The sequence below is a fragment of the Neobacillus sp. MER 74 genome (genome assembly GCF_023714155.1).
Genome location: NZ_JAMAUV010000013.1, coordinates 91,201 through 117,941 on the forward strand (window position 1 = coordinate 91,201; position 26,741 = coordinate 117,941).

Annotated in this window: 26 protein-coding genes and 1 pseudogene; 8 read left to right on the plus strand and 19 right to left on the minus strand. The window is 38.6% G+C overall.

What is annotated here, in order from left to right; genetic code table 11:
* Positions 1-220 precede the first annotated feature (220 nt).
* From M3610_RS19520 to M3610_RS19545, 6 genes are all read right to left on the minus strand, one after another.
* Positions 221-1,216 (minus strand): agmatinase family protein, encoded by a 996-nt coding sequence (locus M3610_RS19520; protein ID WP_251461554.1) that lies wholly within the window; start codon positions 1,214-1,216, stop codon positions 221-223.
* Positions 1,194-2,486 carry an imidazolonepropionase gene (gene hutI / locus M3610_RS19525; RefSeq protein WP_251461556.1) on the minus strand — a complete coding sequence of 431 codons (1,293 nt, stop codon included), beginning with the start codon at positions 2,484-2,486 and terminating at the stop codon, positions 1,194-1,196. The genes M3610_RS19520 and hutI overlap by 23 nt, the downstream gene beginning before the upstream one ends.
* A gap of 21 nt (positions 2,487-2,507) precedes the next feature.
* Positions 2,508-4,181, minus strand: a complete 1,674-nt coding sequence (gene hutU, locus M3610_RS19530) for a urocanate hydratase (RefSeq protein WP_251461558.1) — start codon at positions 4,179-4,181, stop codon at positions 2,508-2,510.
* A gap of 248 nt (positions 4,182-4,429) precedes the next feature.
* Complete coding sequence (locus M3610_RS19535; RefSeq protein ID WP_251461560.1) at positions 4,430-5,923, minus strand: helix-turn-helix domain-containing protein; 1,494 nt, start codon at positions 5,921-5,923, stop codon at positions 4,430-4,432.
* 74 nt (positions 5,924-5,997) lie between these two features.
* Positions 5,998-6,402, minus strand: coding sequence for a hypothetical protein (locus M3610_RS19540; RefSeq protein ID WP_251461562.1), 405 nt, complete (start codon positions 6,400-6,402; stop codon positions 5,998-6,000).
* Positions 6,403-6,556: 154 nt separating this feature from the next.
* Positions 6,557-7,138 carry a TerD family protein gene (locus M3610_RS19545; RefSeq protein ID WP_098575375.1) on the minus strand — a complete coding sequence of 194 codons (582 nt, stop codon included), beginning with the start codon at positions 7,136-7,138 and terminating at the stop codon, positions 6,557-6,559.
* Between the two features lie 229 nt (positions 7,139-7,367).
* Between M3610_RS19545 and M3610_RS19550 the strand changes: the two genes are divergently transcribed.
* Positions 7,368-7,742 (plus strand): nucleotide excision repair endonuclease, encoded by a 375-nt coding sequence (locus tag M3610_RS19550; protein WP_026567028.1) that lies wholly within the window; start codon positions 7,368-7,370, stop codon positions 7,740-7,742.
* A 39-nt stretch (positions 7,743-7,781) separates the two neighbouring features.
* Here M3610_RS19550 and M3610_RS19555 read toward each other — a convergent pair whose 3' ends face one another.
* From M3610_RS19555 to M3610_RS19565, 3 genes are all read right to left on the minus strand, one after another.
* Positions 7,782-8,813, minus strand: a complete 1,032-nt coding sequence (locus M3610_RS19555; RefSeq protein WP_251461564.1) for an ATP-grasp domain-containing protein — start codon at positions 8,811-8,813, stop codon at positions 7,782-7,784.
* Positions 8,814-9,083: 270 nt separating this feature from the next.
* Entirely contained in the window at positions 9,084-9,650 is a 567-nt protein-coding gene (locus tag M3610_RS19560; RefSeq protein WP_251461566.1) for a hypothetical protein, read from the minus strand.
* Positions 9,651-9,864: 214 nt separating this feature from the next.
* Positions 9,865-9,990, minus strand: coding sequence for a helix-turn-helix transcriptional regulator (locus tag M3610_RS19565; RefSeq protein WP_251461568.1), 126 nt, complete (start codon positions 9,988-9,990; stop codon positions 9,865-9,867).
* 461 nt (positions 9,991-10,451) lie between these two features.
* On the opposite strand from M3610_RS19565, the gene M3610_RS19570 reads away from it, so the two are divergent.
* The 3 genes and pseudogenes from M3610_RS19570 to M3610_RS19580 form a co-directional block, all read left to right on the plus strand.
* On the plus strand, positions 10,452-10,616 hold the full coding sequence (locus tag M3610_RS19570) for a hypothetical protein (protein WP_251461569.1): 165 nt from the start codon (positions 10,452-10,454) through the stop codon (positions 10,614-10,616).
* Between the two features lie 111 nt (positions 10,617-10,727).
* Positions 10,728-11,936 (plus strand): acetate kinase, encoded by a 1,209-nt coding sequence (locus M3610_RS19575; RefSeq protein WP_251461571.1) that lies wholly within the window; start codon positions 10,728-10,730, stop codon positions 11,934-11,936.
* Positions 11,937-12,015: 79 nt separating this feature from the next.
* Positions 12,016-12,178, plus strand: a pseudogene (locus M3610_RS19580) (citrate/2-methylcitrate synthase); the annotation flags it as partial.
* Positions 12,179-12,350: 172 nt separating this feature from the next.
* Here the strand turns inward: M3610_RS19580 and M3610_RS19585 are convergent.
* The 3 genes from M3610_RS19585 to M3610_RS19595 form a co-directional block, all read right to left on the minus strand.
* Positions 12,351-13,238 carry a YitT family protein gene (locus M3610_RS19585; protein WP_251461573.1) on the minus strand — a complete coding sequence of 296 codons (888 nt, stop codon included), beginning with the start codon at positions 13,236-13,238 and terminating at the stop codon, positions 12,351-12,353.
* Positions 13,239-13,827: 589 nt separating this feature from the next.
* The gene (locus M3610_RS19590) at positions 13,828-14,199 is read right to left on the minus strand and encodes a hypothetical protein (protein WP_251461575.1); all 372 of its coding nucleotides are present in this window, start codon (positions 14,197-14,199) and stop codon (positions 13,828-13,830) included.
* 24 nt (positions 14,200-14,223) lie between these two features.
* The gene (locus tag M3610_RS19595) at positions 14,224-14,739 is read right to left on the minus strand and encodes an acyl-CoA thioesterase (protein WP_251461578.1); all 516 of its coding nucleotides are present in this window, start codon (positions 14,737-14,739) and stop codon (positions 14,224-14,226) included.
* 326 nt (positions 14,740-15,065) lie between these two features.
* Here M3610_RS19595 and M3610_RS19600 point away from each other — a divergent pair, with 326 nt between their 5' ends.
* Both M3610_RS19600 and M3610_RS19605 read left to right on the plus strand, forming a co-directional pair.
* Positions 15,066-15,581 carry an acyl-CoA thioesterase gene (locus M3610_RS19600; RefSeq protein ID WP_098575368.1) on the plus strand — a complete coding sequence of 172 codons (516 nt, stop codon included), beginning with the start codon at positions 15,066-15,068 and terminating at the stop codon, positions 15,579-15,581.
* Between the two features lie 11 nt (positions 15,582-15,592).
* Positions 15,593-15,964, plus strand: coding sequence for a hypothetical protein (locus M3610_RS19605; protein WP_251461580.1), 372 nt, complete (start codon positions 15,593-15,595; stop codon positions 15,962-15,964).
* Between the two features lie 98 nt (positions 15,965-16,062).
* On the opposite strand, the gene M3610_RS19610 is transcribed toward M3610_RS19605, so the two are convergent.
* The 7 genes from M3610_RS19610 to M3610_RS19640 form a co-directional block, all read right to left on the minus strand.
* Positions 16,063-16,956, minus strand: coding sequence for a LysR family transcriptional regulator (locus tag M3610_RS19610; protein ID WP_251461582.1), 894 nt, complete (start codon positions 16,954-16,956; stop codon positions 16,063-16,065).
* 200 nt (positions 16,957-17,156) lie between these two features.
* On the minus strand, positions 17,157-17,888 hold the full coding sequence (locus M3610_RS19615; protein WP_251461584.1) for a response regulator: 732 nt from the start codon (positions 17,886-17,888) through the stop codon (positions 17,157-17,159).
* Positions 17,851-19,476, minus strand: coding sequence for an ATP-binding protein (locus M3610_RS19620; RefSeq protein ID WP_251461585.1), 1,626 nt, complete (start codon positions 19,474-19,476; stop codon positions 17,851-17,853). Before M3610_RS19620 ends, M3610_RS19615 begins: the two co-directional genes overlap by 38 nt.
* An 81-nt stretch (positions 19,477-19,557) precedes the next feature.
* Positions 19,558-21,084, minus strand: coding sequence for a tripartite tricarboxylate transporter permease (locus tag M3610_RS19625; protein ID WP_251461586.1), 1,527 nt, complete (start codon positions 21,082-21,084; stop codon positions 19,558-19,560).
* 52 nt (positions 21,085-21,136) lie between these two features.
* A complete protein-coding gene (locus tag M3610_RS19630) occupies positions 21,137-21,592 on the minus strand; it encodes a tripartite tricarboxylate transporter TctB family protein (protein WP_251461587.1) in 456 nt (151 codons plus the stop codon).
* Between the two features lie 68 nt (positions 21,593-21,660).
* Positions 21,661-22,689, minus strand: a complete 1,029-nt coding sequence (locus tag M3610_RS19635) for a Bug family tripartite tricarboxylate transporter substrate binding protein (RefSeq protein ID WP_251461588.1) — start codon at positions 22,687-22,689, stop codon at positions 21,661-21,663.
* Between the two features lie 180 nt (positions 22,690-22,869).
* Positions 22,870-23,787: an alpha/beta hydrolase gene (locus M3610_RS19640; protein ID WP_251461589.1), complete on the minus strand. Its 918-nt coding sequence runs from the start codon at positions 23,785-23,787 to the stop codon at positions 22,870-22,872.
* Between the two features lie 184 nt (positions 23,788-23,971).
* On the opposite strand from M3610_RS19640, the gene M3610_RS19645 reads away from it, so the two are divergent.
* Both M3610_RS19645 and M3610_RS19650 read left to right on the plus strand, forming a co-directional pair.
* Positions 23,972-25,279 (plus strand): alkaline phosphatase family protein, encoded by a 1,308-nt coding sequence (locus M3610_RS19645; RefSeq protein ID WP_251461592.1) that lies wholly within the window; start codon positions 23,972-23,974, stop codon positions 25,277-25,279.
* Between the two features lie 14 nt (positions 25,280-25,293).
* Entirely contained in the window at positions 25,294-26,568 is a 1,275-nt protein-coding gene (locus M3610_RS19650) for an MFS transporter (protein ID WP_251461595.1), read from the plus strand.
* Positions 26,569-26,741: the final 173 nt, after the last annotated feature.

Sequence of the window (26,741 nt, forward strand, 5' to 3'; positions counted from 1 at the left end):
ATCGATAATTGTCTAATCTTGCGCTTTCCCAAGGAATAATAGTGTTTAAGTCCCCTACATTTTATTTCCCACGAAAACCCTTACATGCGAAGATTCTGATTATTCAGTCAATAAAAATCGAACTACAACTCCTTTTTTTATTTCCAAAATAAAAAAGTGTCCGCCAATGACGGACACAATGATCTAAATGTTTATTAGTGGTGCCTGACACCAAGGTTTTTTATCTCATCATTACCCCTGTTAAGAAGGTGAGAAATACGTGTGTTCCGAGTTTGACGGTTGGTTGGACATGGGTGTCTTTTTGGGGATCAAGGCAGACGATGTCCATGGCTTTGACTTTTGGATGCTTAGCTGCGGTTAAAACCCCTTCTAAGAGTTCCGCCGTTGTCATCCCCCCCGGCGTTGAAGCCGGTACTCCTGGAGCATAGGCAATATCAAGAACATCCATATCGACTGTTAAATAAATCGTATCCACCTTTTCAGCCAACTCGTTTAAACATGCGGTAACCGTCTCTTCTATCCCTTTCTTCCTAGTTTCCCGGAGCGTGAAATAATTGACCCCTTGTGCATCAGCATATTGCTTTAAATCTTTTGTGTTAAAGAATCCATGCAGACCGATGTTATACATATTCCTGCCTTCGACCACACCGCTTTCAATAAGATTCCGCATCGGTGTTCCGTTAGACGGGCCGTTATCGGACATGTCTCTTAAATCGAAGTGGGTATCGAACTGGAGAATCCCAATTTTCTCCTCGGGTTTTGCTTGCTGCATACCTTTGACCATCATCGCAGTTATCGAATGATCGCCGCCAATTGCACAAACTTTGGATTTCTTAAAATGCTCATGAAGGGCAGCAGACGCTTCAATGATATTGTCATGGCAGCGACGGATATCGGTAACATGCATAGGGACATCGCCGGCATCCAGTGCTATCATTTCAGACAAATCAATATCCTCATCAAGGTTATAGGTAGTGAAACTCTTCCACGCGCGTCGGAACGCCTCAGGAAATTCGGAGGCACCCGAGGCGCTAATGGATGATCGAGACAGCGGAACTCCAACCACAACAAAGTCTGCCTCCTTGCTTTTTTCAGGATCAGACTCAGACGTTAGAGGTTGGATCCATTCATGCACCTTCGCCATCCCGGCTCCTTCATCTGGTCTTACCCATGTAAAACAAGGGGGATTTAACTTAGGATAGAGAAAGCTCTTCAATTAACTGACCTCCCCTGACAACTACCTGACCACCTTTCACCACCGTATCGGTATGATTCACGCCATAAGAGTATTGCAGTTTCATATAATTCCCGACGTTAAAAATCGTAATATCTGCTTTTTTACCCACTTCCAAACTGCCAATTTCTTTGCCGCGATTAATGGCATGGGCCGCATTAATGGTCGTTGCCGTAATGACTTCTGCCGGTGTCATCCCCATTTTTAAACAACCTAAGTTCATAATGAATGGCAGGGATACCGTAGGTGATGACCCAGGATTGCAATCTGTGGACAGTGCCACCGGTACACCCAAATCGACCATTTTACGGCCATTTGCCGATTCTGCCATTAAAAAGTACGCTGTCCCCGGGAGCAACACACCGACTACCCCTTTTTCAGCCATCGCTTTCATACCTTTTTCCGATGCCTTTAATAAGTGGTCAGCCGAAATGGCCCCAACCTCAGCCGCTAATTCTGCTCCTTCATAGGGCTCAATTTCATCCGCATGAATCTTCGGAATCAAGCCATAGCGACGACCGGCCTCAAGAATTTTCCTGGATTGCTCTGGAGTAAACACACCGTGTTCACAGAAGACATCATTGAACTCAGCCAATCCGAGCTCTGCCACTTTTGGAATCATTTCCTCAATCAACAAGTGAACGAACTCATCCGGATTTGGTTTGTACTCATTCGGAACAGCATGAGCGCCCATGAAGGTTGAAACCACATCAATCACATGCTTCTCATTGAGCTGTTTTGCTACTTCGAGCTGCTTTAATTCGGTTTCCCATTCCATCCCGTAGCCGCTTTTTGCTTCAACCGTTGTGACGCCGTGACGCAGGAATTGATTCAAGCGCTCATAGCTTTCCTGAAAAAGTTCTTCATGTGTCGCAGACTGTGTCCTTCTAGTGGTCGCATAAATCCCGCCGCCGCTATTCATAATTTCCATATAAGTAGCACCTTGCAGTCGCATGTTAAACTCATTTTCCCTGCTGCCTGCAAAAACAATATGTGTATGTGGGTCCACAAGTCCAGGAGTTACGAGTTTACCACTCGCATCCACCACTTCAACTTCCCCTAAACGATCTGCATATTTTCGGGCAAGTTCCTCATCCGGACCAACTGCCTGAATCACTCCGTCTTCCAACCAAACACTGCCATTCTCAATAATGCCAAGCTCAGACATGGCCCCCTTTACACGGGGAGCCTCGGAACTCCCCTGTAATGTAACGAGTTGAGAGGCATTTCTAATAAAAATTGGTGTACTCATTAATCTTCCATCCCCTCTGTCTTAGTCTTGTTGTAGCATAGGCATTTTAATGCCCTTTTCTTTTGCCGTCTTAATCGCAATTTCATAACCCGCATCGGCATGGCGGACCACACCCATGCCAGGGTCCGTTGTTAATACACGTTCTAATCGTACTTCCGCATCCTTCGTGCCATCAGCTACAATAACCATTCCGGAATGCTGAGAATATCCCATGCCAACACCGCCGCCATGGTGTAATGAAACCCAGCTCGCGCCGCCCACTGCATTGATCATCGCATTTAAAATCGGCCAGTCAGAAACTGCATCGCTTCCGTCTCTCATCGCTTCTGTTTCACGATTTGGTGAAGCAACAGAACCTGCATCTAAGTGGTCACGGCCAATAACGATGGGTGCCGATACTTCTCCCGAAGCAACCATATCATTGATAACTTTACCAAAACGGGCACGATCACCATATCCAAGCCAGCAAATCCGAGCAGGAAGACCTTGGAAGCTAATTTTTTCTTGGGCCATTTTTACCCATTTGCATAAATGTTCATCATCTTTGAACTCACGAAGCAATGCTTCATCAATTTTGCGAATATCCTCCGGATCACCTGAAAGTGCTGCCCAGCGGAAAGGACCTTTTCCTTCGCAGAATAATGGACGGATATATGCTGGTACGAAACCAGGGAAATCAAATGCATTTTCCACTCCCTCATCCTTCGCAACTTGACGAATGTTGTTACCATAATCAAAGGTAACCGCACCTTTTTGCTGCATCGTCAGCATGGCCTTCACATGCAGTGCCATGCTTTGCTTGGAAAGTTCTACATACTTAGTTGGATCTTCTTTTCGTAATCCAGCCGCTCCTTCTAATGTGAAACCAACTGGAACATAACCATTTAATGGGTCGTGTGCAGAAGTTTGATCGGTTAATACATCTGGATTAAAGCCTATTTCAATCATCAATGGCAAAATTTCTGCGGCATTTCCTAATAATCCAATCGATAGTGCCTTTCCAGCCACTTTTGCCTCGTGTGCTAATTTCAAAGCTTCATCTAAATCCTTAGTTTTCACATCAAGATAAGCAGTTTCAATTCGGCGGTCAATTCTAGTCTCATCGACATCAATCGCTAAACACACTCCATCATTCATTGTTACTGCCAACGGCTGAGCACCACCCATGCCGCCAAGTCCAGCAGTTAATGTGATTGTGTGTTTTAATGTACCGCCAAAGGCTTGACGCGCAAGCTCGGCAAACGTTTCATACGTCCCTTGGACAATTCCCTGGCTGCCGATATAGATCCAGCTCCCCGCTGTCATTTGACCGTACATCATTAGACCTTTTTTATCTAGCTCGTGGAAATGCTCCCAATTTGCCCAAGCAGGAACTAAGTTGGAGTTAGCAAGAAGTACACGCGGGGCATCCTTATGCGACTTCCATACAGCCACCGGCTTACCAGATTGAATCAATAAGGTTTCGTCATTTTCCAATTCTAACAATGTTTTCACAATGGCATCATAGGACTCCCAATTCCGAGCGGCCTTACCAATCCCGCCATAAACAACTAGATCCTCTGGTCTTTCTGCCACTTCTTGATCCAGGTTGTTCATCAACATCCTAAGTGCTGCCTCCTGAATCCAGCCTTTCGCATGTAATTCCGTACCTTTATAATTTTTTATCACTCTTGATTTCGCTGTGTTTGTTTCCATCCATTCCACTCCCTTTTTCATTATCGATCTATTTTTATTATAAAAATAAAATCTTCTGAAAAATACGAAAGGAACATTAGATATAAGATAATATTTATAGGTTTAACTAGAATTTATTTAGGTGGTTTGTTCAAATAACCAATAGAACTTTCATAAATGTATATTATTTTTAGGTTTGATTTATGTAAAAAGACCGCTCACTTTGATGATCGGTCTACAGTTTGATCTATTTCAAATTAATTATTAATTCAACCATACTCGTCCGTTTTATATAATCGAAATTCTTTAGGAGAAGCACCTATTAATTCCTTAAACATCCGGCTAAAATAATTGGCATTTTGATAGCCCACCAGGATTGAAATTTCTTTAATCGGTTTATTTGTTTCAATCAGCAACCTTTTCGCTTCCTTCATTCGAATCGCTGTTAGTGATTCCGTAAAGCTAGAGCCTGTTTTCGTGATCAACAAATGGCTGAAATAAGAAGGGTTACGGTCCACATAGGCTGCCACATCCTCCAGCCTGAGCATACTGTTTGAAAAATTTTCCTCCATAAAAACTATGCCGCGTTCAATTGGATCTTGTATCTGATTTCTATTACTGCTCTCAGTACCCAAAAACAATTTTTGAATAAATAAGATGAGATTTTGAACCGTACGATAAAGGACACGATCATATAAAATCGAATTGAAAATATAGCGGTATTCCTGTTCATAGCTTTGATTCTCGTCTAAATGATACGTCTTCATATATCTTCTAACCTGGGCCAGGATACTCGTTAGTCTAATTCGGACCAAACCTGGGTCAGGGTAAGGATCGTTCAATTGCAAAAATTCATCATACAGCCAATTTTTTATTTTCTCTAAATCAACGTTAGTTAACATGTCGACCCACGTTCGTTGTTCAGGCGGAGCTAAAAAAGGATCGATATGGACCCATGCGGGTGAGTGTCCAAATTCAACCACTTGGCGGTACCCTTTATAATAGGTCAACTCCAGCATTTTCCTCGTTTGCAGATATTTTTGATTCAAAGTAACGGCTGATGAATTTCCCTTATGAACTACGACCGCTAGAGGCTCAGAAAATTCCTCCTCCCACTTTCTCATCGCTTTTTGACATTGTTCCGTGATATCATTACCCATCGCAGAAAACAAAACAACGACCATGTCGTCTAATGCAAAAATTCCGTGAACATCCTTGAATGGATATTCTGCTAAGAACGAATGCAAAGTCCGGTTGGCAGTGATACTTTCCGTTTGAAAAGCAGCTACATGGTATATTTCTGCTCCTGGGTCTTGCGATAGTAATAAGGCTTCATATGATATATCTTTATAGGAATTTGCATGGTGAATTCCATCCGCCTGACTTTTGGACCTAAGCTTACGTGCGGCTTTTTGAAAGGCGCTTTTCACCTTGGTTGCCGAAAAAGGTTTAATCATTAAATCTAACGCTTGCATATCGATGGCCAGTCGCGCCTTTTCAAAGGTTCCTTCTGCCGATGTTAATAGTAAAATGGGGTCATAAATCTGCATCAGGTCACGAAAGGTGGACCAATCATCCTTCGTGATCATATCAAGTTCTATTAAGACAACATCAGGCTTCTCCTGTTCAAACCATACGACGAATTCCTGATAATGAGAAGCTGACAAAATAGTGGTAACGGGGATGGAAGAGGTTTTCAATAACCATTTTAATCCTTCACGTTCGTTCAAATCGCGATCGGCAATCAGCCACTTTCCTTCCATCTTTTGTCCTTCTTTCATTTGTATACTTTTGATTAGTTAAGCCTTTTTCGCGGCATTTTTGTAAATAATGCTTATTAGTGTTGCTGCTCCCTATTATATCGATTAGAAATGATAACACCGAACATTAATCCAATTAAGATCGCCATTAAATGCGTGGAGCCAGTTGATAAAGACAAAAAGTTGATTGTCATACCATAGCTTTTATTTACTAGACTTAGTAGGATCTGTTCCAGTATCGGTTTGTATATCATCAGATAGGGTAGAATCACCAAAGGAATCGCCAGCCATTTGTGACCAGTTATGTATTTCGTCAATAGTAAATAAATGATGGCAAACAGTATAGCAAATCCATAAACGAACCAATTCAAATATTGGAGGATCGGACTAGGCCGATCAAAAATAGCCACTACATTAAGATACACAATCCAAAAAATCGCAATAATAATAGCAAGAATCTGTGTTTTCAGCAAAAATTTCATTGGTAATAGCACCAGCCTCAAATCAAATATGTTATTTTATTTCTACCATAACGCAAATACCTCGTCTCTACAAATAAATAATTGAGACACTTCTAATAAACAAAAAAAGGACAAAAACAGTTACTCTACAGTTTTTGTCCTTTATATATATTTTTTAGCCTACGTTTAGGCCGAAGTCTGTTGCGATACGGGCTAGGCCGCCTTGGTAGCCTGAACCTACGGCTGAGAATTTCCACTCACCATTGTGACGGTACAGTTCGCCAACGATGATAGCAGTCTCAATCGAAAAATCTTCTCCTAAATCATAGCGAATGAGTTCTTGGTTCGTTTCTTCGTTAACGATGCGGCAGAATGCATTAGATACCTGACCAAAATTCTGACCACGAACTTCTGCATCATGAATGGTAATAACAAAGGAAATTTTTTCAATCTGAGCAGGGACCGCGCTAAGATTCACTTTTACTTGCTCATCATCCCCATCCCCTTCTCCTGTGCGGTTATCACCGGTATGTACTACAGATCCATTTCCACCTTCAAGTTGATTGTAGAAAACGAAATCCTTTTCAGACGTAACTTTTCCGTTAGATGCTAACAAGAAGATACTTGCATCTAAATCAAAATCATTTCCGCCATCATAACGATTGGTATCCCAGCCAAGACCAACAATGACCTTCGATAAACCAGGATTTGTTTTTGTTAAATCAATTTTTTGACCTTTAGATAAGGAAATAGCCATACAAACACCCTTTCAATCTTAATATTATCAATGTTTCACTTTAAGTTTACAAAAACAAGGAATATTTTTCTACTTTTTAATGACCTTCTTCTTAATAAATACAAGATTCACTGGTTTTGAGCATCAAAAAATGGTTAAGATAACTATTATTAATTGTTTATGCTATAATGAACTGCTAGCAAAACGGGAAACCCGTTTATTTTAAGTAAGGCAAGGAGAGATTTTCTAAATGATTAAAATTGAAATCCCTAATCCTGATATAGTGATTACGAAAAAAAATCAAGTTGGTGAAAAAGTAGAGGCGCCGCTTAGCAGCGTTTATGGTTTTACAGATTATAATAAAATTCCAAGAGACAAAGGCGGGATTATCCTTTTTTCAAACGCAAATGATGAATTACTGTTTGTCGGCAAAGCTAGGAAATTACGCCCCCGCGTAAAAAGACATTTCGAAGATTCTGTCTCACCGATCAAATTGCACCGTGATGAAGTTTATAAAATTGCAGTATGCGTTGTGGAAGATCCAATGGAAAGAGAAATTTACGAAACTTACCTCATCAATACGTTACATGCTAAATACAACATTGATAAAGTGTTCTATAAATAGTTGAAAGAGCGGGTTCACTTACGAAACCTGCTCTTTTTTTTAACTAATTTCTCCGTATTTCAAAATCATTTCTTTTTCAATATGACTTGCCCGAATGCCAAACCTCGGTTTAATCAAATTTACATCTTCACCTAGCAAGATTTTAACAGCCAAATACGGGATGTTGATCCCCGATAAGCAGCTAAAGTGCATGCCGCCGCTCATACGCGGATTGACTTCCAACAGCTTGGGTTCACCATTGTTGTTGTATTTGACTTGAATATTAAATACATATGGCACCTTAAATTCTTGGTGAAAATCGTGAGCCAATTTTATAAGTTCAGTCTGCTCCACAATCTCCCTTATCCTTCCATCCCCCTTCATTCGAGGTATGGCGGCATACAATTTATCTTGGGAGGATAGGCAATCGATACTATATTCTCTGCCTTCTAAAAATTCCAACACCATTAAGTCAGGGAATGTTTCTTGCTGACCTAAAATTTCGCAGGCATAGTGGTAAGGAATACGGTAGCTCGTTCCATGATTGAAAAGCTGGGTAATCGAATCAATCTGGTCTTTAATGACACGAAATCCGTTCGCACCTTCACCAATCACTGGTTTAAAACACACAGTATGGCCTTTTTCCTTTAATTGTTCATACGCTATTTTAAACGCTTCAAGATTATTAACGACGTGATAATCAGGGATCAACGAGTTTGCCGGTCCACGTGTAAACATTTGATATGTCTCAGCTTTATTATCCATGCTCTCCATGAGACTAGCATCTGGGCAAACTAACACCTTCACTCCCAACTTCTCAAATTGACTCAGTCGGTGGGAGATGAGGACATTTTCCTTCCGCGGGATAAAAATATCAATCTCGTGCCGTTGACAAAAATCAAGACAAAAATCAATATATTCTTCCCCAGATATATCCGGCTCGACGAAGGCATAATCACAATATTGTAAATACAGGGCATCCTTGTTCGGACTGGTGCCATAAATAATAAATTTTCGCTTTTCTTCGTTATCCCGAATCATGTCGATGAAATGGGAAACCGTTGTAAACCATCTGTTAAACCAAATCTTCATTTCAATCCTCTTTCTTGTTGTAATAAGACCTCATTCATTATTGTCCTACTGGACATTTTTTATAAGCAAAATATGACAAAAAATTCATTTCCTGCTGCAATTCTTCGAAAAACAACACCTATATTCTGTATAAACGCAAAAAAAATGTTCTGCAATGCGACGTAAATAAATACTTTTAAAAAATAGATTTTGAATTTAAAAAAGAGACAATCGCCCGAACGATTGTCTCTTTACTATTTTTAAGGTATGAATCTTAATGATTTATCATTATTAATTATTTACATGCACTTTTACACTTTTCTCGATCATGGAATAGATGTTTTTATGGTTATTTTTTACAATTTCTACATAATTACTTGTAACTTTTAGCAAGTCGTTACGACGCTCTCTTACAAAGAGTACATAATTCTCACTATTTTCCACAAGGTTATTATCAAATCGATCCATTAGATCGAAAGATAATTTAATTGGGGTTAATGCTAGATTCTCTACACGATCAGTTACATCTCGAAATTGGTCTGTAAGCTCTGGAAAATCAATCTGTAAGGCATCATTTTTTTCATAAAGGGCGCTTACACTATCAACGATTTCACTGTTGGTCCTTTTTGATTCTTGATAAAGATTTAAAAAAGAATTTCTAAAGTCTTTATTAAACTTAATCGTTTCTTTTACAGTCTTTAGATAAACTTCTTCTCCACTTTCTTGTAGTTTCTTTGCCCAATCTAACGATAGCGCGAATTGATTCCATATTGTGTCTACAAATGGCATGACTTGATAACCTTCTTCCTTAACTACAGCTTTTTTTACTTGCTCACTTTTTTTTGACGTTGTACTCATTTTCATTCCTCCTCTTGTCACTGGTGCCTTTCTCTATTAGATCCTTCCTTTTAAATGAAGGGATAAAGAGCTTTAGTAAATTAGAATACGTTTTGAGGAATTGATCTAACATTGATTGGTAGGTTTCTAATTGATTTGCATATCCCTTTAAGTATGTAACTCCTACCTCTGTAATTTTATAACACCTCTTTGCCGGACCATTTCCCCTAGTATCTCATTCAGATGAAAAAAGGTTTTCCTTTTCAAGTTGACGAAGGAGCCGATATAAGCTTCCTTGATCAATCGGATGAAACCCAAATGTTTCAAGCTTTTGAAATAGCTCGTATCCATGAAGTGACATTCTACTAAGAATTAATAATATAAAGGCAGAACAAAACTCTTTGATGGTTGAATGGTTTTATTGGCGCTATCTTTTGCATTTGGATTTTCTCCTTAATTCTTCTATATATGTAATTTACACCTATCGGGATATTATGTCAATCATTTAAATTATTTGATTTTTAAATTAATTATTCATAAAAATTCTGTTTTATCCATCTATTATTCTCTTTCATCCTCAAATAGAATGTTATATCCAAAAATTCAGACAAGTGTAACAAATATACTGTAAAATAATCTCAAATAATCAGTCTGTTATAAGACAATAGTTCAGAAAGGCGGATATTGATTAGGATCAAGTCATATCAAAAGATTTCTAGTTCGATTTAAGTTGAACCCTTAGTGATTTTGGATAGTTTACTGCAAATAGAAAAGTATCTTTTGAAGTAACAGTAACAATAAAAAAGATGAGGAAGACTTATTATGAGCGAACAAGAAATGAAGGAACTGAAAGCTTCTAATCATAAAAACTATCAAAAACTATTTCCGCCAAGTGTTTGCATCTATTGTGGTTCCATTATAGAAGATGAACATGAATCGTCCATGACGAAGTGCCAAAATTGTTTAAGTAAGGAGAAGAGTAGATAAAGGAAAAACACTTACTTGTTTTGAAAGCGCTTGATTTAACAAAACTATAGAGATTTTTCCTTAGAGAAAGGTTAGTACATTTAATAAATTCAACTAAAGGAGATGAATTGAATGTCCAAAATTCTTGTAGTTAATGCTGGAAGTTCCTCATTGAAATATCAACTATTGCACATGCCAGAAGAATTTATAATAACAAAAGGTATGGTGGATCGGATCGGTTTAAAAGATTCAATGTTTACTATTGAAGTCCACAACAAGAAAATGAAATTAGTTCAAACGATCAATGACCATCTGGAGGCAGTTAAAATCCTATTGCATAAGCTGATCAATTTAGAAATTATTTCATCGCTTGATGAGATCGATGGGATTGGTCATCGAGTTGTTCATGGGGGCGAAAAATTTAGTGAATCGGTACTGATCAACGATGATATATTAAGAGAAATTGAGGATGTATCGGAGCTCGCGCCGCTTCACAATCCTGCCAACCTTATCGTGATAAATGCGTTTCGTGAAATATTGCCTGATGTACCTTCAGTAGCAGTATTTGATACTGCTTTTCATCAAACGATGCCAGAACAATCTTTTCTTTACAGTTTGCCATACGAGTATTATCAACAATATGGCATTCGTAAATATGGATTCCACGGGACAAGCCATCAATATGTATCACAACGTTCCGCAGAGTTGTTAAAACGTCCAATAAGAGAGCTTCGTCTAATTTCCTGCCATCTCGGAAATGGAGCAAGCCTTACAGCGATAGATGGAGGTAAATCAATTGACACGTCGATGGGATTTACGCCGTTGGCAGGGGTGACCATGGGAACACGTTCAGGTAATATTGATCCAGCACTGATCACCTATATCATGGAGAAAACAGGTCAGAGCGCTGAGAAAGTGGTGAGCATATTAAATAAGGAAAGTGGCTTGCTGGGGATATCTGGTTATTCAAGTGATCTCCGAGATATTCAGGAGGCAGCAGAGAAGGGACACAAACGGGCAGAGCTTGCGCTGCAAGTGTTTGCAAAAAGAATTCAGGAATATATCGGGATGTACGCGGTAAGGATGAAAGGTCTTGATGCGATTATCTTTACTGCTGGTATTGGAGAAAACAGTGACCTTATCCGCGCTCGTGTTTTGGAAGGTCTAGAATTTATGGGCGTGTATTGGGATCCTAGCCTTAATAGAGTAAGCGGCAGAGAAACGTTCATTAGTTATCAGCATTCACCGGTCAAAGTGATGGTCATTCCGACTAATGAAGAAATCATGATTGCAAGGGATACGTCTCGTTTAGGTATTCGTGAAAGTTTACTGGTTGTATAGAATTTTATAATATAAAAATATTTTTTATCTTGTTTTCGGTAAACTTGTAATCTACCAGATGAAAAAGCTAGCGTAAAGGCCAAACGTTGATTTCTATTCTGAGGTCGGTTTATCACTGCTTAGGGATAAAACAAAACCTTTTCACACCTATTTTTGCGATGAGCCACACGTCAGGCTGGATCGCTCATATTTTGGAACAGTATGAAAACAATCGCTTAATTCGCCCTCGTAACGACGATTAAGAATAATAAATAAGATTATAAAAAAGCTAGATAAGACATTTTTTAATAATGTGTTTTGTCTAGCTTTCTTTTGTCTAGTTTGATTATCTTAAATTTTATAATATACCCGTTAAAAATTGAGCTTTAGCAGCAGCTATTTAATTTTTATATCCACTACCTATTCGATTACGGATTAATGAATGTCCTTTTTCTTAAACCGACCACCATAAACTGCAGAAACATCTGAAGTAATGGTAAATGCTTCAGGATCTATCTCCTTAATAATATCTTTTAGCTTTGTATCCTCTAGCCTTGTAAAAGCACATAGAATAACACGTTTATCTTCACCGCTGAAAGAACCTTCTCCATGGAGAAAAGTGACGCCACGCCCTAATCGTTCTGTAATGGCATCTGCTATCTCATCGGTGTTATCACTAATGATATATTTGCATTTCATATCACCTAATCCTTTTACCACGATATCAATGGTTTTAAACGCAATAAAATAGGTAAGCATTGAAAACAAAGCATTTTCTATAGAAAATACAAAGGCAGCCAATGAGAAGATAATCACATTCACAGCCATGATGATCTCCCCGACTGAAAATGGCACCCTTTTTTCAATTAAAATAGATAATGTTTCAGTACCATCTAAAACTCCTCCATTTCTGATTGCTAAACCTACCCCAATTCCACATATGACACCGCCAAAAACAACTGACAGAAGCTGATCATGTACCATTGGGTCTATATGATGCATGAATGAAGTAATCACAGAAAGAGCTATGATTCCATAGAGCATACTAAAAGCAAATGTTTTACCGATTTGCTTATAACCTAAGAAGAAGAAAGGTAAGTTTAAAATGACTAAAAATATACTAAGGCTGATTGAAGTAACGTGACTTAAAATCATAGATAAGCCCGTCACTCCACCGTCAATTATATTATTCGGAATTAAAACAGCTTCTAACCCGTAAGCCATAATACTAGCACCTATTGTAATAAAAAAAGACCTTTTGACAACATTTCTTACAGATAATTTTTTATGATTTATTTTCTTTTTTTCTTCACTTGTATTCATAAAGCTTACCCCTTATATTTATATATTTTAAAAATCACAGAGAATATGTGTTTTTAGACATAGCTTGTTAGATCGTATATAAAAATTCAATTAAACATGAGTAAAAAATTATTCATTTGTCATGAAAACACAAAAGGAGCTTGTTACCAAATAGGCATAATAATCCCATGGTGACAGGCTCCTCCATATTAGCACGTAATTTTATTCTTTGGAATTGTATCACATAAGGGAGAAATATTCACTTTTGTATAATTAAAATATGTGTTCTGGTAGTTCGACTAACGCACCCGTTGGAATTATAAGGTCAGCCAGATAAGAAAATATTACTGGTTGACCTTATTTTATATTCGGTCCGGTACTTTTTATTTTAAAAAAACTCATCTTACTCTATAATAACCACAAAATTATTGAAGAATCTCCACATTTGCGGTTTTCCGTAAATATCCCACTGGCAATGGAGTGTTAAAAGCAAATTGGGTGAATCGAACTAAATTTTCGATTCACCCAACTAATATGTTTTAGGTTATTAATATAAGATATCAATGAAAGACTGAAAAATATAAGTGCCCCATTTGTTTCCTTCGAACTATTAATGGATCAAAATTGGACCAACTAATTCTTTTGGATTTTCGCCTAATGCCAACTTGCTAATGTTGACATAGGATACTTGTTTATACTTTTTTAGAACCTGTTTTAATTCAGAGAATTTTTCGTCTGTTTTTAATTTTTCAATTTCACGATGGTAGATGGACATTACGTAGTCATCCTGGGACTTAGGGTAGAAATCACTTGTGTTTTCATCCATAATGACTGTTCCCATATACTGATATCCACAATGCAATTGACGTGTTAGTTTTACGATATTGATAAATTTTTTATAAATAGAAGGTTTTGTTGCATGTAAGTTTTCGATAGCAAGTTGTGCATTTTTCAATTCAGTGTAATTTGATTGTGTTATCATACTATCTTCCCCTTTGTTTCACTATTAATCCCATGGTTTATCTAGTGTAAGTCTGGCCACAAGTTCTTTATTTTGTGTTCTTTTTAACTTACGGATTTCTTCGCGCTCTTTTCCCGTTTCGTAAAGATATTTTTCTTCGTCTGTTTCTGGAATTACTTTTGGCACTTCCAACGGTCTTTTATTTTCATCTAGAGGGACAAAAGTAAAAAATGCAGTAGCAGCAATTCTTCGCTCCCCGGTTTCAAGATTCTCTGCAATCACTTTACAGAAAATTTCCATTGATTTTGTACCTGTATAGCTGACAAATGACTCGATACAAACTGAATCACTTCGTCGGATTGGTTCTATGAAATTAACAGAGTCTGTCGATGCAGTAACACATTCCTTTACCCGTGAATGCCTACGGGCGGAAAGCGTCGCGCAAGCATCCATCTTCTTCATTAGAACTCCACCAAATAATGTAGAATAATTGTTCAAATCGTTAATGAGCACTTGATCGGTTTGAACAACACGTGTGTTTTTAATTTTTTTTGCTTCCATTTAATTTCTCCCTATATAAATATAATGTTTTTGAAGCGTTCGCTTCTCATACATCACATAGGTGATTATAATATAACCACAGTAGAAAGGTACAATGCCAATAATATATGGAATTCATAACAAAACTGTATGGAAGCGTTTTTGGCAGGAACATTAAAAGACAAGTAAACCATTCCAATATGAGGTGTACAAAATAACAAATTAACTGATCCTCATTTGTTCATTATTTCAGGAAATATCTAACTGGTTTAATTGAGATAACATCTCCCAACACTAAGAAAAGCGGAAGGGAAATATGAAGAAATTGCTCAATATAGGGTGATAAAATGGAAGCGAAAAAAATTAGTGAAACGCGTGTAATTCATACCGATCAGGTGTTACTTAATGATTTGAATAATTATGATACATTATTTGGCGGGGTTCTTATGAAGAAGATGGATGCATGTGCGACACTTTCGGCTCGCCGGCATTCACGAGTAAAGCAATGTGTTACGGCATCGACAGACTCCGTTAATTTTCTTCACCCCATTCAGCAAAGCGATTCGGTCGGTATCGAATCATTTGTTTGCTATACAGGTAAAAGGTCGATGGAGATTTTCTGTAAAATAATTGCTGAAGATCTCGAAACAGGGGAACGTAAAATTGCCGCTACAGCTTTCTTTACTTTCGTCCCTCTAGATGAAAATAAAAGACCATTGGAAGTGCCAAAAGTTATTCCAGAGACAGACGAAGAAAAATTTCTTTACGAAACCGGAAAAGAACGCGAAAAAATCCGCAAACTCAAAAGGGAGCAAAATAAAGAACTCGTATCCAGACTCTCACCGAAAAAAGCATGTACTTAGGGGGTTGAAACATGTTAGTCTCAGCAAATTATGAAGATTTGATTGACGCAAAAATGGCCATTGAACACTTAGGTGAAACAAAACCATCAATTTATCATATGTTCTTAAATATCATTGAACTAACTCGTAAACTTAATTTTGGATACCAATATATGGGAGCATTACTCATGGATGAAGACCCAAGCGAATTTAAGCCGGTAGGACAAGATGAATATGTTTTGTCCGTCTATCAAAAGGAAATCGAAGAGTTAAAAAAGGACCAAAAATTTTCTGAACTAAAACAGTTGCTAAAAGAGTATGAACAATTGAGTTATGCTAATATCAGCAAGTTAGCATTAGGAAACCCGCCAAGGGAACTAGCCGGTCCAACTGTGATTCATTAATAAAACGAGGCTGTGAGGAAATTACCCTCCAAGCCTCATTTTGTTTGTAGACACGGTATTAAAATCCATTGCTGAAATCTTCTACAATAGATTATGAATCACGGTAAGGATGCTTCCGACAGCTTCACTTTTGCAAACCGGATAAATTCTTTCTCAACCTGTGACATGTATCCATTCGTTTTCCAGATCAAGGCTAAACTCCATCGGATTGTCGGGTTGGTTATTGAGATTGTTTGAATATCATGTGTTAAATCCTTACATATACTCTCAGGCAGCAAGGTGATACCCAAATTAGAAGCAACCATTTCTTGGATAAAATCTAATTGTGATGTTTCCGAAATAATGGTCGGTTGAAAACCAATTCCTTTGCATGCAGCAATAACCAGACTCCTTAATTCAAAATCTCGGTTAAACATAATAAAATTTTCTTCTTTCAGCTCTTGCAATGACACTTCCTGTTTGCCGATAAAACGGTGGGAGGCGGGTATAACCAGTTTTAGTTTCTCATTAATAAACGTATAATAGTCAATACTTTCATTTTTGTCAGGGAGAAAGACAATACCAAAATCCAGTAGGCCATTGACAATCTTCTGTTCAATTGTCTTTGATCCGTCCTCTTCCAATTGGAACGTAACTTCTGGATATTCTTGATGAAAAGAAGCAAGAAGTTTTGAGAAAAAAGTAGAATTGGTTACTGTAGGGAGCCCGATACGGATATGTCCTTTTTTTGGCATTAACATCTTATCCATTTCCTCATCCAATTGCTGCAGCTGTTCTTCAATTTTTAATGCATGTTTTTTTAGGACACGTCCTGCATCAGTTAAGATCAACTTTTTCCTAGTTCGAACAAAAAGCTTTGTACCAAGTTCGTCTTCCAATGATTTGATAGTTCGGCTGAGGGCAGGCTGGGTAATGAAAAGATTTTCTGCTGCACTGGTAAAACTACCAGTACGCGTAATTTCAATAAAAAATTGCAACTGTTTAATTTCCATTTATAATCAAACACCTTATAATTCTTTTTCAAAGATAGTCTAGTTTACCACAAATTTTTCTTTAAAGAAACGCACTTGTATCATACCCAAAAGGGAAACTTATTTAAGTAAAAACAATTTAGGGCTACTCTCGATTTTACCCTAGAAAATTTCCAATACTCTGCTGTAAAAAGAAGAAGACTCCATTTGAGCCTTCTTCTTTAGATGTGGTTATTCTGTTTGATTGCCCCCTTAACCAAATAAACACGTTCTGGGCGCCCGACCGTTCCGTAAGCTAAATCCGCATCAATTTTTTCCTCTGACATGAGATGCTCAAGATACCTTCTAGCCGTCGTTCTACTTACACCTATTTCTTTAGCAACTATCTCGGCCGTTAAGCCATCAGCAACCTTAGATAGGACCTCGAGTACCTTTTCCAGCGTCAGTGGATCAATTCCCTTAGGCAGATAAGGTTTGTCGCTTTTGGTTCCCTCTATTTCTTTTCGCAGCAGCTTGTCCACCTGTTGCTGTGTGACATGGAGATTTTCATTCTTCAATTCTGCTAGCTTTGTATAATATTCTTGATACCTCAGCAACGATTGTTTAAACCTCTCAAACACCACAGGTTTAATAATATAATCAAAAACACCAATACTAATTGCCTCTTGAACTTTATGAATCTCTTTTGTGGCGGTGATCATGATCACGTCCATTTGCTTCCTTTGCTGCTTTGTTTCTTTAAGCAAATCAATTCCATTCATATCCGGAAAATAGACATCTAACAAAAGTAAGTCTGGCTGTAATAAATCAATATACGTCTTTGCCTCTAAATAGCTTGCCGCAATTCCTACTGTTTGGAATCCTGGAATCTGCTCGATAAACCGTTTTTGAATTTCTGCAATCCGTAAATCATCCTCAACTATTAACACTTCTATATTGGGTTTCAGATTCATTTAAACACCCCCTGTGTTTTGGAATCACAACTGTGAAAATCGTCCCTTCGCCTTCATGCGAGGAAAAAGTTATATATCCCCCTAAACCTGCAATCGCTTCTTTTACAAGGCTTAACCCGATTCCGGAATTGCTTTGACGGTTTTTCGTAGAAAAGCCATTTTGGAAAATTTTTTCACCAATGCTGTTGTTTATGCCTTTCCCGTTATCTTCAATTTCGATGATCAGGTCTTTTCCTAAGTCGGTTAAAAACAGAGAAACTCTTTTTTCTACCTTCCCATTTTCTCTCACAGCATCAAAAGCATTATTAACAAGGTTACCGATAATCGTCACTAACGTATCCCTGTTAATTTCATCAGGCAAATCTCTAAAACTGCTGTCACGATCGATTGTAAGATGAATCTTCAATTCACTGGCTAAACTAACCTTTCCTAAAATAAATCCAGCAATAATCGGATCAGGAATTTCCCTCATTAAGAAGCTAATAAATCCTTGTGTGACATCCACTTCCCTTGAAATGAAATCAATCGCCTCCTTATAGGAACCAAGCTGGATCAAACCTAGCAGTGTATAGAGCCGGTTGGAATACTCATGTGTCTGAGCCCGCAGGCCTTCAGCATATGCTTTAACATGAGACAATTCCTGAATCAAATTAGATAACTCTGACTTGTTTCTGAAGCTGGCAACAGCTCCAATTACCTCATCTTTTTTATTAAAAATAGGGATACGATTCACCAAAAATATCTCACCCCAAATCGTAAATTCCCGATCATACTCTGCCAACCCTGTCCGAACTACTTCATATAGATGAGTATTTTCAATAACATCATCAATCTTCTTTCCACGGAGGAGAACGTTTAATGGAACATTGAGAATTTTATGTGCAGTTTCATTGACGACGGTTATTCGTCCATTCGTATCGATGGCGATAATCCCCTCATGGATGGATTCTAATATGGCATGTTTTTCCTGGTACATCCAGGCGATTTCTTTCGGTTCAAGTCCAAAAATAGCTCTTTTTATATTTAACGAGATTAATAATGCAGCTAGTAATCCTCCTAGTAAAATAATCATGGTGGTGATAAAAATTTTCCTTCGTATCTTTCCTACTTCTTTTTCAATATCTGTTTGAAGATAGCCTACTGAAACAACACCAATTACTTTGCCCTCACTAAAAATAGGCGCTTTCCCTCTTAGAGAAGGACCGAGAGTTCCGATTGATTCAGAGATAACCGATTCTCCTTTAAAGACTCGCTGATTATCTCCACCTACCATTTTTTTCCCTAAACGGTTAGGATCGGGATGAGAATAGCGAATTTCCTGGCGATTACCGATAACTATAAATTCCGCACCAACCTGTTTGCGAATTTTTTCAGCGATTGGTTGAATAATGGCAGAAGGGTTTTTATTAGAAAAAGCTTTTTGTATCTCAGGCATATTTGAAATGGACTGAGCCACAGATAAAGCCTTCGTTCCTTTTTCATGCTTAAGATTGGATTCCATAATATTTTTAAAGGTTAGTTCGAAAATCCCGCCGATGAAGATAATTACTATAAAAATTCCTAGCATTAATTTCGTATGTAATCGCATACATGCACCTCTACTTCTATCATATAGAAAAAAACTCCTTAAAAAAAGGAGTTTTTTGCAATAATCAGAACTTTTAGAATGTCATCCTTCTTCATTTATGACCACATTTTTTCCTCTCATCTTCATTAATACCGGGATCACCAACCAAAGAACCGTCATAATTAGGAATCCTAATGAAATCGGACGAGTGAAAAATGGTCCAAAATCTCCATTGAAAATCGTTAAAGCCCGACGCAGATTATTCTCAACCATTGGCCCTAAAACAAGTCCTAACACTAATGGGGCAATCGGGTAATCATGTTTATTTAAGAAATAGCCAATGACACCGCAGCCTAATAATAGTAACAGGTCATAAACAGAGACTTGTACCGCATAAACGCCGAAAATAGAGATTGCAATAATAAGAGGAATTAAATACCGCTTTGGAGTCTGAATAATTTTTGCAAACACCTTTACGAGCGGCAGGTTAAGAATGAGCAACATGATATTTCCAATAAACATACTAGCAATCAACCCCCACGCAACTTGGGGATGATCTTCAAATAATAACGGACCTGGCTGAACATTATACATCATCAGTGCCCCCATCAGGATGGCGGTTGTACCCGATCCTGGAATTCCTAAGGTTAATAATGGAATCATTGCTCCGCCTGAGGCCGCATTGTTTGCCGATTCCGGCGCTGCCACACCAGCAATGGCCCCCGTTCCAAATTTAGATGGGTCTTTAGCTATCTTCTTTTCTAAAATGTACGAAAAAAAGGATGCTAGGGTCGCTCCCGCTCCGGGTAAAATCCCGATAAAGAAACCTAAGATGGAACCTCTAGCGATTGGTGCGGCCGATTCTTTCAACTCTTCTTTAGAAGGGATTAAATTATTAATCTTTGCCATTTGTGTATCTTCTTCTTCTTTTTCCAAGATCGTTTTGAATACCTCTCCTAGGGCAAACAAGCCTACCGCAATCGTTAAGAATTCAATGCCTTGATATAACCAAGGGATATTAAAGGTAAACCGACCAATCCCTGAAACATTGTCAATTCCGATCGTAGCAAGCAGCAAGCCACATACCGTCATAATCAATGCTTTCGTAACGGACTTACCTGCCAACCCACTAACAGCCCCAAGGCCTAAGAGCATAAGCGAGAAATATTCAGCGGGTCCGAATTTAAGGGCTAGATTTGACAATGGTTTCGCCAAAACAATTAGGGCAATTAATGTCACGATACCCGCCACAAACGACCCAATCGCGGCAATTGACAAGGCACTCCCTGCCCGTCCTTTCTTAGCCATTTGGTAACCATCTAATGTGGTCACCACGGACGATGACTCTCCAGGAGTATTTAATAGAATAGAAGTAGTCGATCCCCCATACATAGCCCCGTAGTATACACCAGCAAGGAGAATAATAGCGCTCGTGGCCGCTTGCTCAGGAGGAAGACCTCCTGTAATGGAAGCAGTAACAGGAATAAGTAAGGCAACACCGCTCATCGGGCCAATCCCCGGTAACACCCCGACAGCTGTCCCAATTAATACCCCAACAAAAGCAAAAATCAAATTATACCAAATAAGTGCAGAACCAAATCCATGCAACAAATAATCCAGAGTATTCATTCTATCTCCTCCTTTCATCCTAAATAATATGGTGCCTGACACCATGATCTAATCAATTAAACCAAATGGGCCACCCTGGAAGTGTTCCTTTTAGGACTTCGACAAAAATGAAATAAACCAAGGCAGAGAAACCTCCAGAAATGAATAGTGAGGTAAGCCATTTTCCTCGTTCCATTGTTTGAAAGCAGACAAAAAGAAATAGGAAGGTTGTGATCACATAGCCCACGGATTCTAGCGTCAAAATATAAACGAGAGTGGCGATAAAAATGATGATAAAAGGCTTGTACTGCAATTTTTCTTTTTCCTTCTCCTGCTTTTTTCCACTAAAGGTTTCATAAAATAACCGAATACTTAAGATCACTAACAGACCCCCGAGAAAAAATGGAAAGATATCCGGACCAACTACACTCCCATATGAGGAGCTGGCAATATTCCTGCTTCCGATAATAAATAAGCTTCCTACAGTTAGAAACAATATAGCAGCTATACGATCAAATTTAATGTCCATTTAAATCCCTCCAATCCGTTTACATTAAAAAATGAAAGGGAAGGAGAAAGTCATCCTTCCCTCTTTAATTACTTCTGCATTCCTAATGCTTCTAATAATTGTTGAACTTGTGTTTCTTGATCTTCTAAGAACTTTTTAAAATCTGCACCGTTTTTATATTCTAATTCCCAGCCTTGTGTCTCAACTTCCTTCTTCCATTCAGGTGATTGGACTAATTTATCAATTGTTTTTTCCCAATATGATTTTGCTTCCGCTGACATTTTTTCAGGTCCAAAAACTCCACGCCAAATCGTAAATTCTGCATCAACACCTTGTTCCTTCGCAGTTGGAACATCTTTAAAATCGCCAGCTAAACGTTCAGATGAAGTAATTGCAAGCACGCGAACTTTACCAGCTTTAAGGAATTCTTTCACACTAGAGGCATCTGTCCCAATGACATCCGCGTTTCCACCAAGTAATGCTGTAATGGCCTCTCCACCGCCATCATAGGAAACATATTTAATTTTAGTTGGGTCCACCCCGTATTTATAGGCTGGTAGAATCGAAACTAAATGGTCCATTGAGCCCGGTGCGGATCCTCCTGCAAAAGTCAACTTTGCTGGATCCTTTTTAACCTCTTCCAAAACTGATGTTAAATCTTTAAATTTTGATTCAGTTTTGACTACAATCGCGCCATAGTCTTTGGTAAGCTGTGCTAATGGAGTGGTATTCTTATAACCGTAAGGGCTGTTTCCTTCTTTCTTTAAATTGTTGATAATAATTGGCGGTGAATTAACAAACAACATGTCGTTATTTTCTGCCTGCTGGGTGGAATATTCCGCCATAAATACAGCTCCACCGCCGCCAGGCTTGTTCTCAACAGTTAATGGTTGTTTTACTAGCTTTGTTTCGCTTAGCACTTTTGTGAACGATCGAGCGGTTAAATCCCAGCCTCCACCTGCTCCAGAAGGTGCGACAACACTAATCGCTTTAGTTGGATAACCAGTTCCTGCCTCTTTTTTCCCTGAGCTCGCAGTTTCTTTACTGCTGCAAGCCCCCAAACTTAGTGCCAAAGCTCCTGCACACATAACTGCTGAAATTCTTTTCAACGAAAACATTTCATTTCCCCCTTTGTAAACATTTTCTTAATTTTACAAAAATTTTTAAGATTTCATAGATTATTCATTTAAAATGCATTAAAAACTTAATTACCATTTTGTTCATAAAGTTCATGGTGTAAATATTGAATGATCAACACGTGAAAAACTCCTGCAATTACGGTGCAGGAGTACTGTTTTTTATGAATAGAATACTTTTTTTATAAAGTCTCCTATTTCACCTAAAGCTTTCTTCGCCTCTGGTAATCGACCACCACTAATCTGCCAAACATGCCACATTTTGTCCCATATTTTAAAGGTGACCTCTACGCCTGCCTGTCGTGCTTTTTTTGCCAGCAGCTCCGCGTCACTTTGCAAAATTTCATGATTCCCTGCTTGGATAAGTAAGGGCGGGAAACCAGTAAGGTCTGCAAAGACAGGTGAAATAAGCGGATGATCGAGGGGAGTCTTATGCCCTGAATACATTAGGGCGGCATCTTTAACACCTTGAATCGTTAGATAAGGATCCACCACTTTATTTTTCCGATAACTTTCCCCGCTGCTGGTTAAGTCGACCCATGGTGATAAACAAACTATTGCCCGTGGCAGCGGCTCATTCTGATCTCTTAAGACTAAGGTGGCTGCTACACTTAAGCCCCCGCCTGCTGAATCACCTGCAAAAATAATATTGGCTGGATCATACCCTTGACGCAAGAGCCAGCGATACACAATGACGGCATCTTCAATGGCAGCAGGAAAAGGATGTTCCGGTGCGAGACGATATTCTGGAAAAAGAACCTTCATACCAGCTGCCTTCCCGATACTAGCTGCAAGTGGTCGATGGGTATTAGCTGAGCAAAATGCATATCCTCCACCATGTAAATAAAGGATTACTTTTTCTTCCGAACTGTTTTCGGAGGAAAGCCATTCAGCGTACAATCCTTCAATTTCCAATTTCTGAACCTTACAGTCTTTAGGCAGTTTAGCTAGCTTTCTAGCAACCGTGTCCAGCATTTGCCTTTTTTCATGCATTCCCCTTTCTGAAATACCCTTCCTTAACGCTCGTTCGACCGAAAGTTTAATTCCCTTCTCAAAGAAAAAACTTCGAAAACTTGCCATCTCCCAACCTCCTTTAAATCCAAATTTTGCTAATATCATTATACTAGAAAAACCTTCCAATAAAATAGTTAGGATTTTATTGTTTTTCGAAAATTTTGTAAAAATTCGTACGAATTCTTCCATTTCCTCCTGCCTGTAGTACAATGGAAGTATCTGTTAGACTTTTTCGGAGGTTTTTCATTTTATGAATCGATTGACCGACCATTTAATTATCATTTCATTTGATTGCCTTTCAGCTTTAGATTTTCCACTATTAACCGAACTCCCACACTTTCAATCCATTTTAAAAAATGGTGCCTTGGTCAAAAATGTCAAATCTATTTACCCATCGGTAACCTATCCTTGTCACGCAACAATTGTGACGGGTAATTATCCGAGGCGGCATGGGGTCATTAATAATACCCTTATACAACCGGGAAGACGATCACCTGATTGGAATTGGTACCGGGATTGTATACAAGGAACCACATTGTATGACGAAGCGAAAAAATCAAATTTGACTACGGCTGCCCTATTGTGGCCCGTAACAGCAAATGCAAATATTGACTACAATATGCCAGAAATTTTTGCGAACCGGCCATGGCATAACCAAATTCTTGTTTCGCTAATGAGTGGCAGTCCCCGTTTTCAATGGGACCTTAATCGAAAATACGGACATATCCGTAAAGGGCTGAATCAACCGGAATTGGATGACTTTGTCCTAGAGTCAACTGTCGATACGATTAAAACTAAGAAACCAAATCTACTAATGGTTCACTTTACCGATTTAGATACACAGCGTCATTATCACGGCTTCTCATCCGAGGAAGCTATGGCGGCAATCGAACGTCATAATTACAGGCTTGGCAGGATTATTAGTGCCTTAAAAGAAAGTGGCATTTATGAAAATTCCACGGTGGTGGCATTAGGTGACCATAGTGCCTTAGATGAAAATAAAGCGATAAACCTCAATGTTTTATTCCATGAGCAAGGTTTGATCACCTCGAACGGAAAAGGGAAAATAATTAATTGGAAGGCGTATTGTAAAAGTTGTGATGGGTCTGCATATATTTACATTAAAGACCATCACGATACCACAACCTTACATGAAGTAAGGCAATTAGTAGATTCCTTGCTTCACAATCTAGAAAATGGTATTGAATCCGCATTAACAGGTGCACAAGCTTCAGAAAAAGGAGCAGATGGAGCTTGTGCGTTTATGCTTGAAGCACAAAGAGGATATTTCTTTTTAGAAGACTACGAGGGGGAATTTATCAAAACCATTACCAAGGAGGATGTCAGCAAGGATCATAAGTACACATTAGCTTGTCATGGCTATTCACCTGAGAAAGAAGAATATGGAACTATTTTTATGGCAGCTGGAAAAGGAATTCAATCAGGCACCCTGCCTTCAATCCGTCTCATTGATGAAGGCCCCACATTTGCCCGTCTTCTTGGATTAGATTTAGGCCAGACAGATGGAAGGGTTATTGAAGAGATTTTGAAATTTTAAAAGGGGGAAAATCTATGAGCCGGATGTCAAAGCAAGAAAAGAGCTGGGTTTTATATGATTGGGCAAACTCTGCTTATTCCATCCTCATTACCACAGCCATATTTCCATTATATTTTAAAGCAGCGGCGAAAGAGGCAGGACTTGCAGCTTCGACTTCCACAGCTTATTGGGGCTATGCTAATTCATTTGCTACCCTGCTTATATCACTTTGTGCCCCTATTTTAGGAAGTATAGGCGACTTCAAAGGATTAAAGAAACGTCTTTTTACCTTTTTCTTTACATTAGGAATTGTTTTTACCTTGCTGCTTGCAGTGGTCCCAAGTAATCAATGGCTTTTTTTATTAATTTGCTATATGGTTACCGTAATTGGCTTTGGAGGGACAAATATTTTCTATGATGCCTTTCTTGTCGATGTAACGACAGAGGATCGGATGAATCAAGTATCCTCACGAGGTTTTGCAATGGGTTATATCGGCAGCACCATCCCTTTTATCATTAGTATTGCACTTATTATATTATCCCAGCAAAATATCATCCCCCTATCTGTGACTGTCGCAAGTCAAGCTGCCTTTGCGATAACCGCCCTATGGTGGGGATTATTCACGATTCCAATGCTTAAAAATGTCCAGCAGGTTTATTATAAGGAACCAGTGCCAAACCCGATTTCCAATGGCTTTAAACAACTATTTGACACCTTTAAAAAAATCAAACTATATAGACCATTGTTTCTGTTCTTAATTGCTTATTTCTTTTATATTGATGGCGTCAATACGATTATTACCATGTCGACAGCCTATGGTTCTGACCTAGGCATTACATCTACTAACCTATTAATAATATTATTTGCTACACAAGTAGTGGCTGCACCGTTTGCCATTTTATATGGGAAACTTGCCGATAAATTCAAAGGCAAAACAATGCTGCTCGTGGGAATCTTTGTTTATATCGTTATTTGTACGTATGCCTATTTCTTAAAGACCACATTAGATTTTTGGATCTTAGCGATGCTCGTGGCATCCTCACAAGGTGGAATCCAGGCCCTAAGCCGTTCCTATTTTGCCAAACTCGTTCCAAAGGAAAATGCCAATGAGTTCTTTGGTTTTTATAGTATTTTTTATAAATTTGCAGCGATATTAGGGCCATTCCTGGTTGGATTCACGGCTCAGATTACTGGAAATACAAACAGCGGTGTGTTTAGCTTAATTCTTCTCTTCATTATCGGAGGCACCATCCTACTGCGCGTGCCGGAATCAACAACTATCACAAAATCGAATTCACTTTCTCAATAAAAATGACTAAGACCTCAATTTTGAGGTCTCAGATTGTAGACAAAAGGCATTCGAATGAGCTCATTCGAATGCCTTTTTTTGTTAATTTGCTCGTAAGAGCAAAATTTAGACCTATCCTATGCATATTTCTAGGCAATTTCTGGACTTTTCCATGTCCAGTTGGCCATCTTTTT

Excerpts from the sequence above, each read along its gene's own strand:
- hutI (WP_251461556.1), bottom strand. The coding sequence starts at position 2,486 with ATGAGTACACCAATTTTTATTAGAAATGCCTCTCAACTCGTTACATTA.
- hutU (WP_251461558.1), bottom strand. The coding sequence starts at position 4,181 with ATGGAAACAAACACAGCGAAATCAAGAGTGATAAAAAATTATAAAGGT.
- M3610_RS19535 (WP_251461560.1), bottom strand. The coding sequence starts at position 5,923 with ATGGAAGGAAAGTGGCTGATTGCCGATCGCGATTTGAACGAACGTGAA.
- M3610_RS19540 (WP_251461562.1), bottom strand. The coding sequence starts at position 6,402 with ATGAAATTTTTGCTGAAAACACAGATTCTTGCTATTATTATTGCGATT.
- M3610_RS19545 (WP_098575375.1), bottom strand. The coding sequence starts at position 7,138 with ATGGCTATTTCCTTATCTAAAGGTCAAAAAATTGATTTAACAAAAACA.
- M3610_RS19550 (WP_026567028.1), top strand. The coding sequence starts at position 7,368 with ATGATTAAAATTGAAATCCCTAATCCTGATATAGTGATTACGAAAAAA.
- M3610_RS19555 (WP_251461564.1), bottom strand. The coding sequence starts at position 8,813 with ATGAAGATTTGGTTTAACAGATGGTTTACAACGGTTTCCCATTTCATC.
- M3610_RS19560 (WP_251461566.1), bottom strand. The coding sequence starts at position 9,650 with ATGAGTACAACGTCAAAAAAAAGTGAGCAAGTAAAAAAAGCTGTAGTT.
- M3610_RS19565 (WP_251461568.1), bottom strand. The coding sequence starts at position 9,990 with ATGTCACTTCATGGATACGAGCTATTTCAAAAGCTTGAAACATTTGGG.
- M3610_RS19570 (WP_251461569.1), top strand. The coding sequence starts at position 10,452 with ATGAGCGAACAAGAAATGAAGGAACTGAAAGCTTCTAATCATAAAAAC.
- M3610_RS19575 (WP_251461571.1), top strand. The coding sequence starts at position 10,728 with ATGTCCAAAATTCTTGTAGTTAATGCTGGAAGTTCCTCATTGAAATAT.
- M3610_RS19585 (WP_251461573.1), bottom strand. The coding sequence starts at position 13,238 with ATGAATACAAGTGAAGAAAAAAAGAAAATAAATCATAAAAAATTATCT.
- M3610_RS19590 (WP_251461575.1), bottom strand. The coding sequence starts at position 14,199 with ATGATAACACAATCAAATTACACTGAATTGAAAAATGCACAACTTGCT.
- M3610_RS19595 (WP_251461578.1), bottom strand. The coding sequence starts at position 14,739 with ATGGAAGCAAAAAAAATTAAAAACACACGTGTTGTTCAAACCGATCAA.
- M3610_RS19600 (WP_098575368.1), top strand. The coding sequence starts at position 15,066 with ATGGAAGCGAAAAAAATTAGTGAAACGCGTGTAATTCATACCGATCAG.
- M3610_RS19605 (WP_251461580.1), top strand. The coding sequence starts at position 15,593 with ATGTTAGTCTCAGCAAATTATGAAGATTTGATTGACGCAAAAATGGCC.
- M3610_RS19610 (WP_251461582.1), bottom strand. The coding sequence starts at position 16,956 with ATGGAAATTAAACAGTTGCAATTTTTTATTGAAATTACGCGTACTGGT.
- M3610_RS19615 (WP_251461584.1), bottom strand. The coding sequence starts at position 17,888 with ATGAATCTGAAACCCAATATAGAAGTGTTAATAGTTGAGGATGATTTA.
- M3610_RS19620 (WP_251461585.1), bottom strand. The coding sequence starts at position 19,476 with ATGCGATTACATACGAAATTAATGCTAGGAATTTTTATAGTAATTATC.
- M3610_RS19625 (WP_251461586.1), bottom strand. The coding sequence starts at position 21,084 with ATGAATACTCTGGATTATTTGTTGCATGGATTTGGTTCTGCACTTATT.
- M3610_RS19630 (WP_251461587.1), bottom strand. The coding sequence starts at position 21,592 with ATGGACATTAAATTTGATCGTATAGCTGCTATATTGTTTCTAACTGTA.
- M3610_RS19635 (WP_251461588.1), bottom strand. The coding sequence starts at position 22,689 with ATGTTTTCGTTGAAAAGAATTTCAGCAGTTATGTGTGCAGGAGCTTTG.
- M3610_RS19640 (WP_251461589.1), bottom strand. The coding sequence starts at position 23,787 with ATGGCAAGTTTTCGAAGTTTTTTCTTTGAGAAGGGAATTAAACTTTCG.
- M3610_RS19645 (WP_251461592.1), top strand. The coding sequence starts at position 23,972 with ATGAATCGATTGACCGACCATTTAATTATCATTTCATTTGATTGCCTT.
- M3610_RS19650 (WP_251461595.1), top strand. The coding sequence starts at position 25,294 with ATGAGCCGGATGTCAAAGCAAGAAAAGAGCTGGGTTTTATATGATTGG.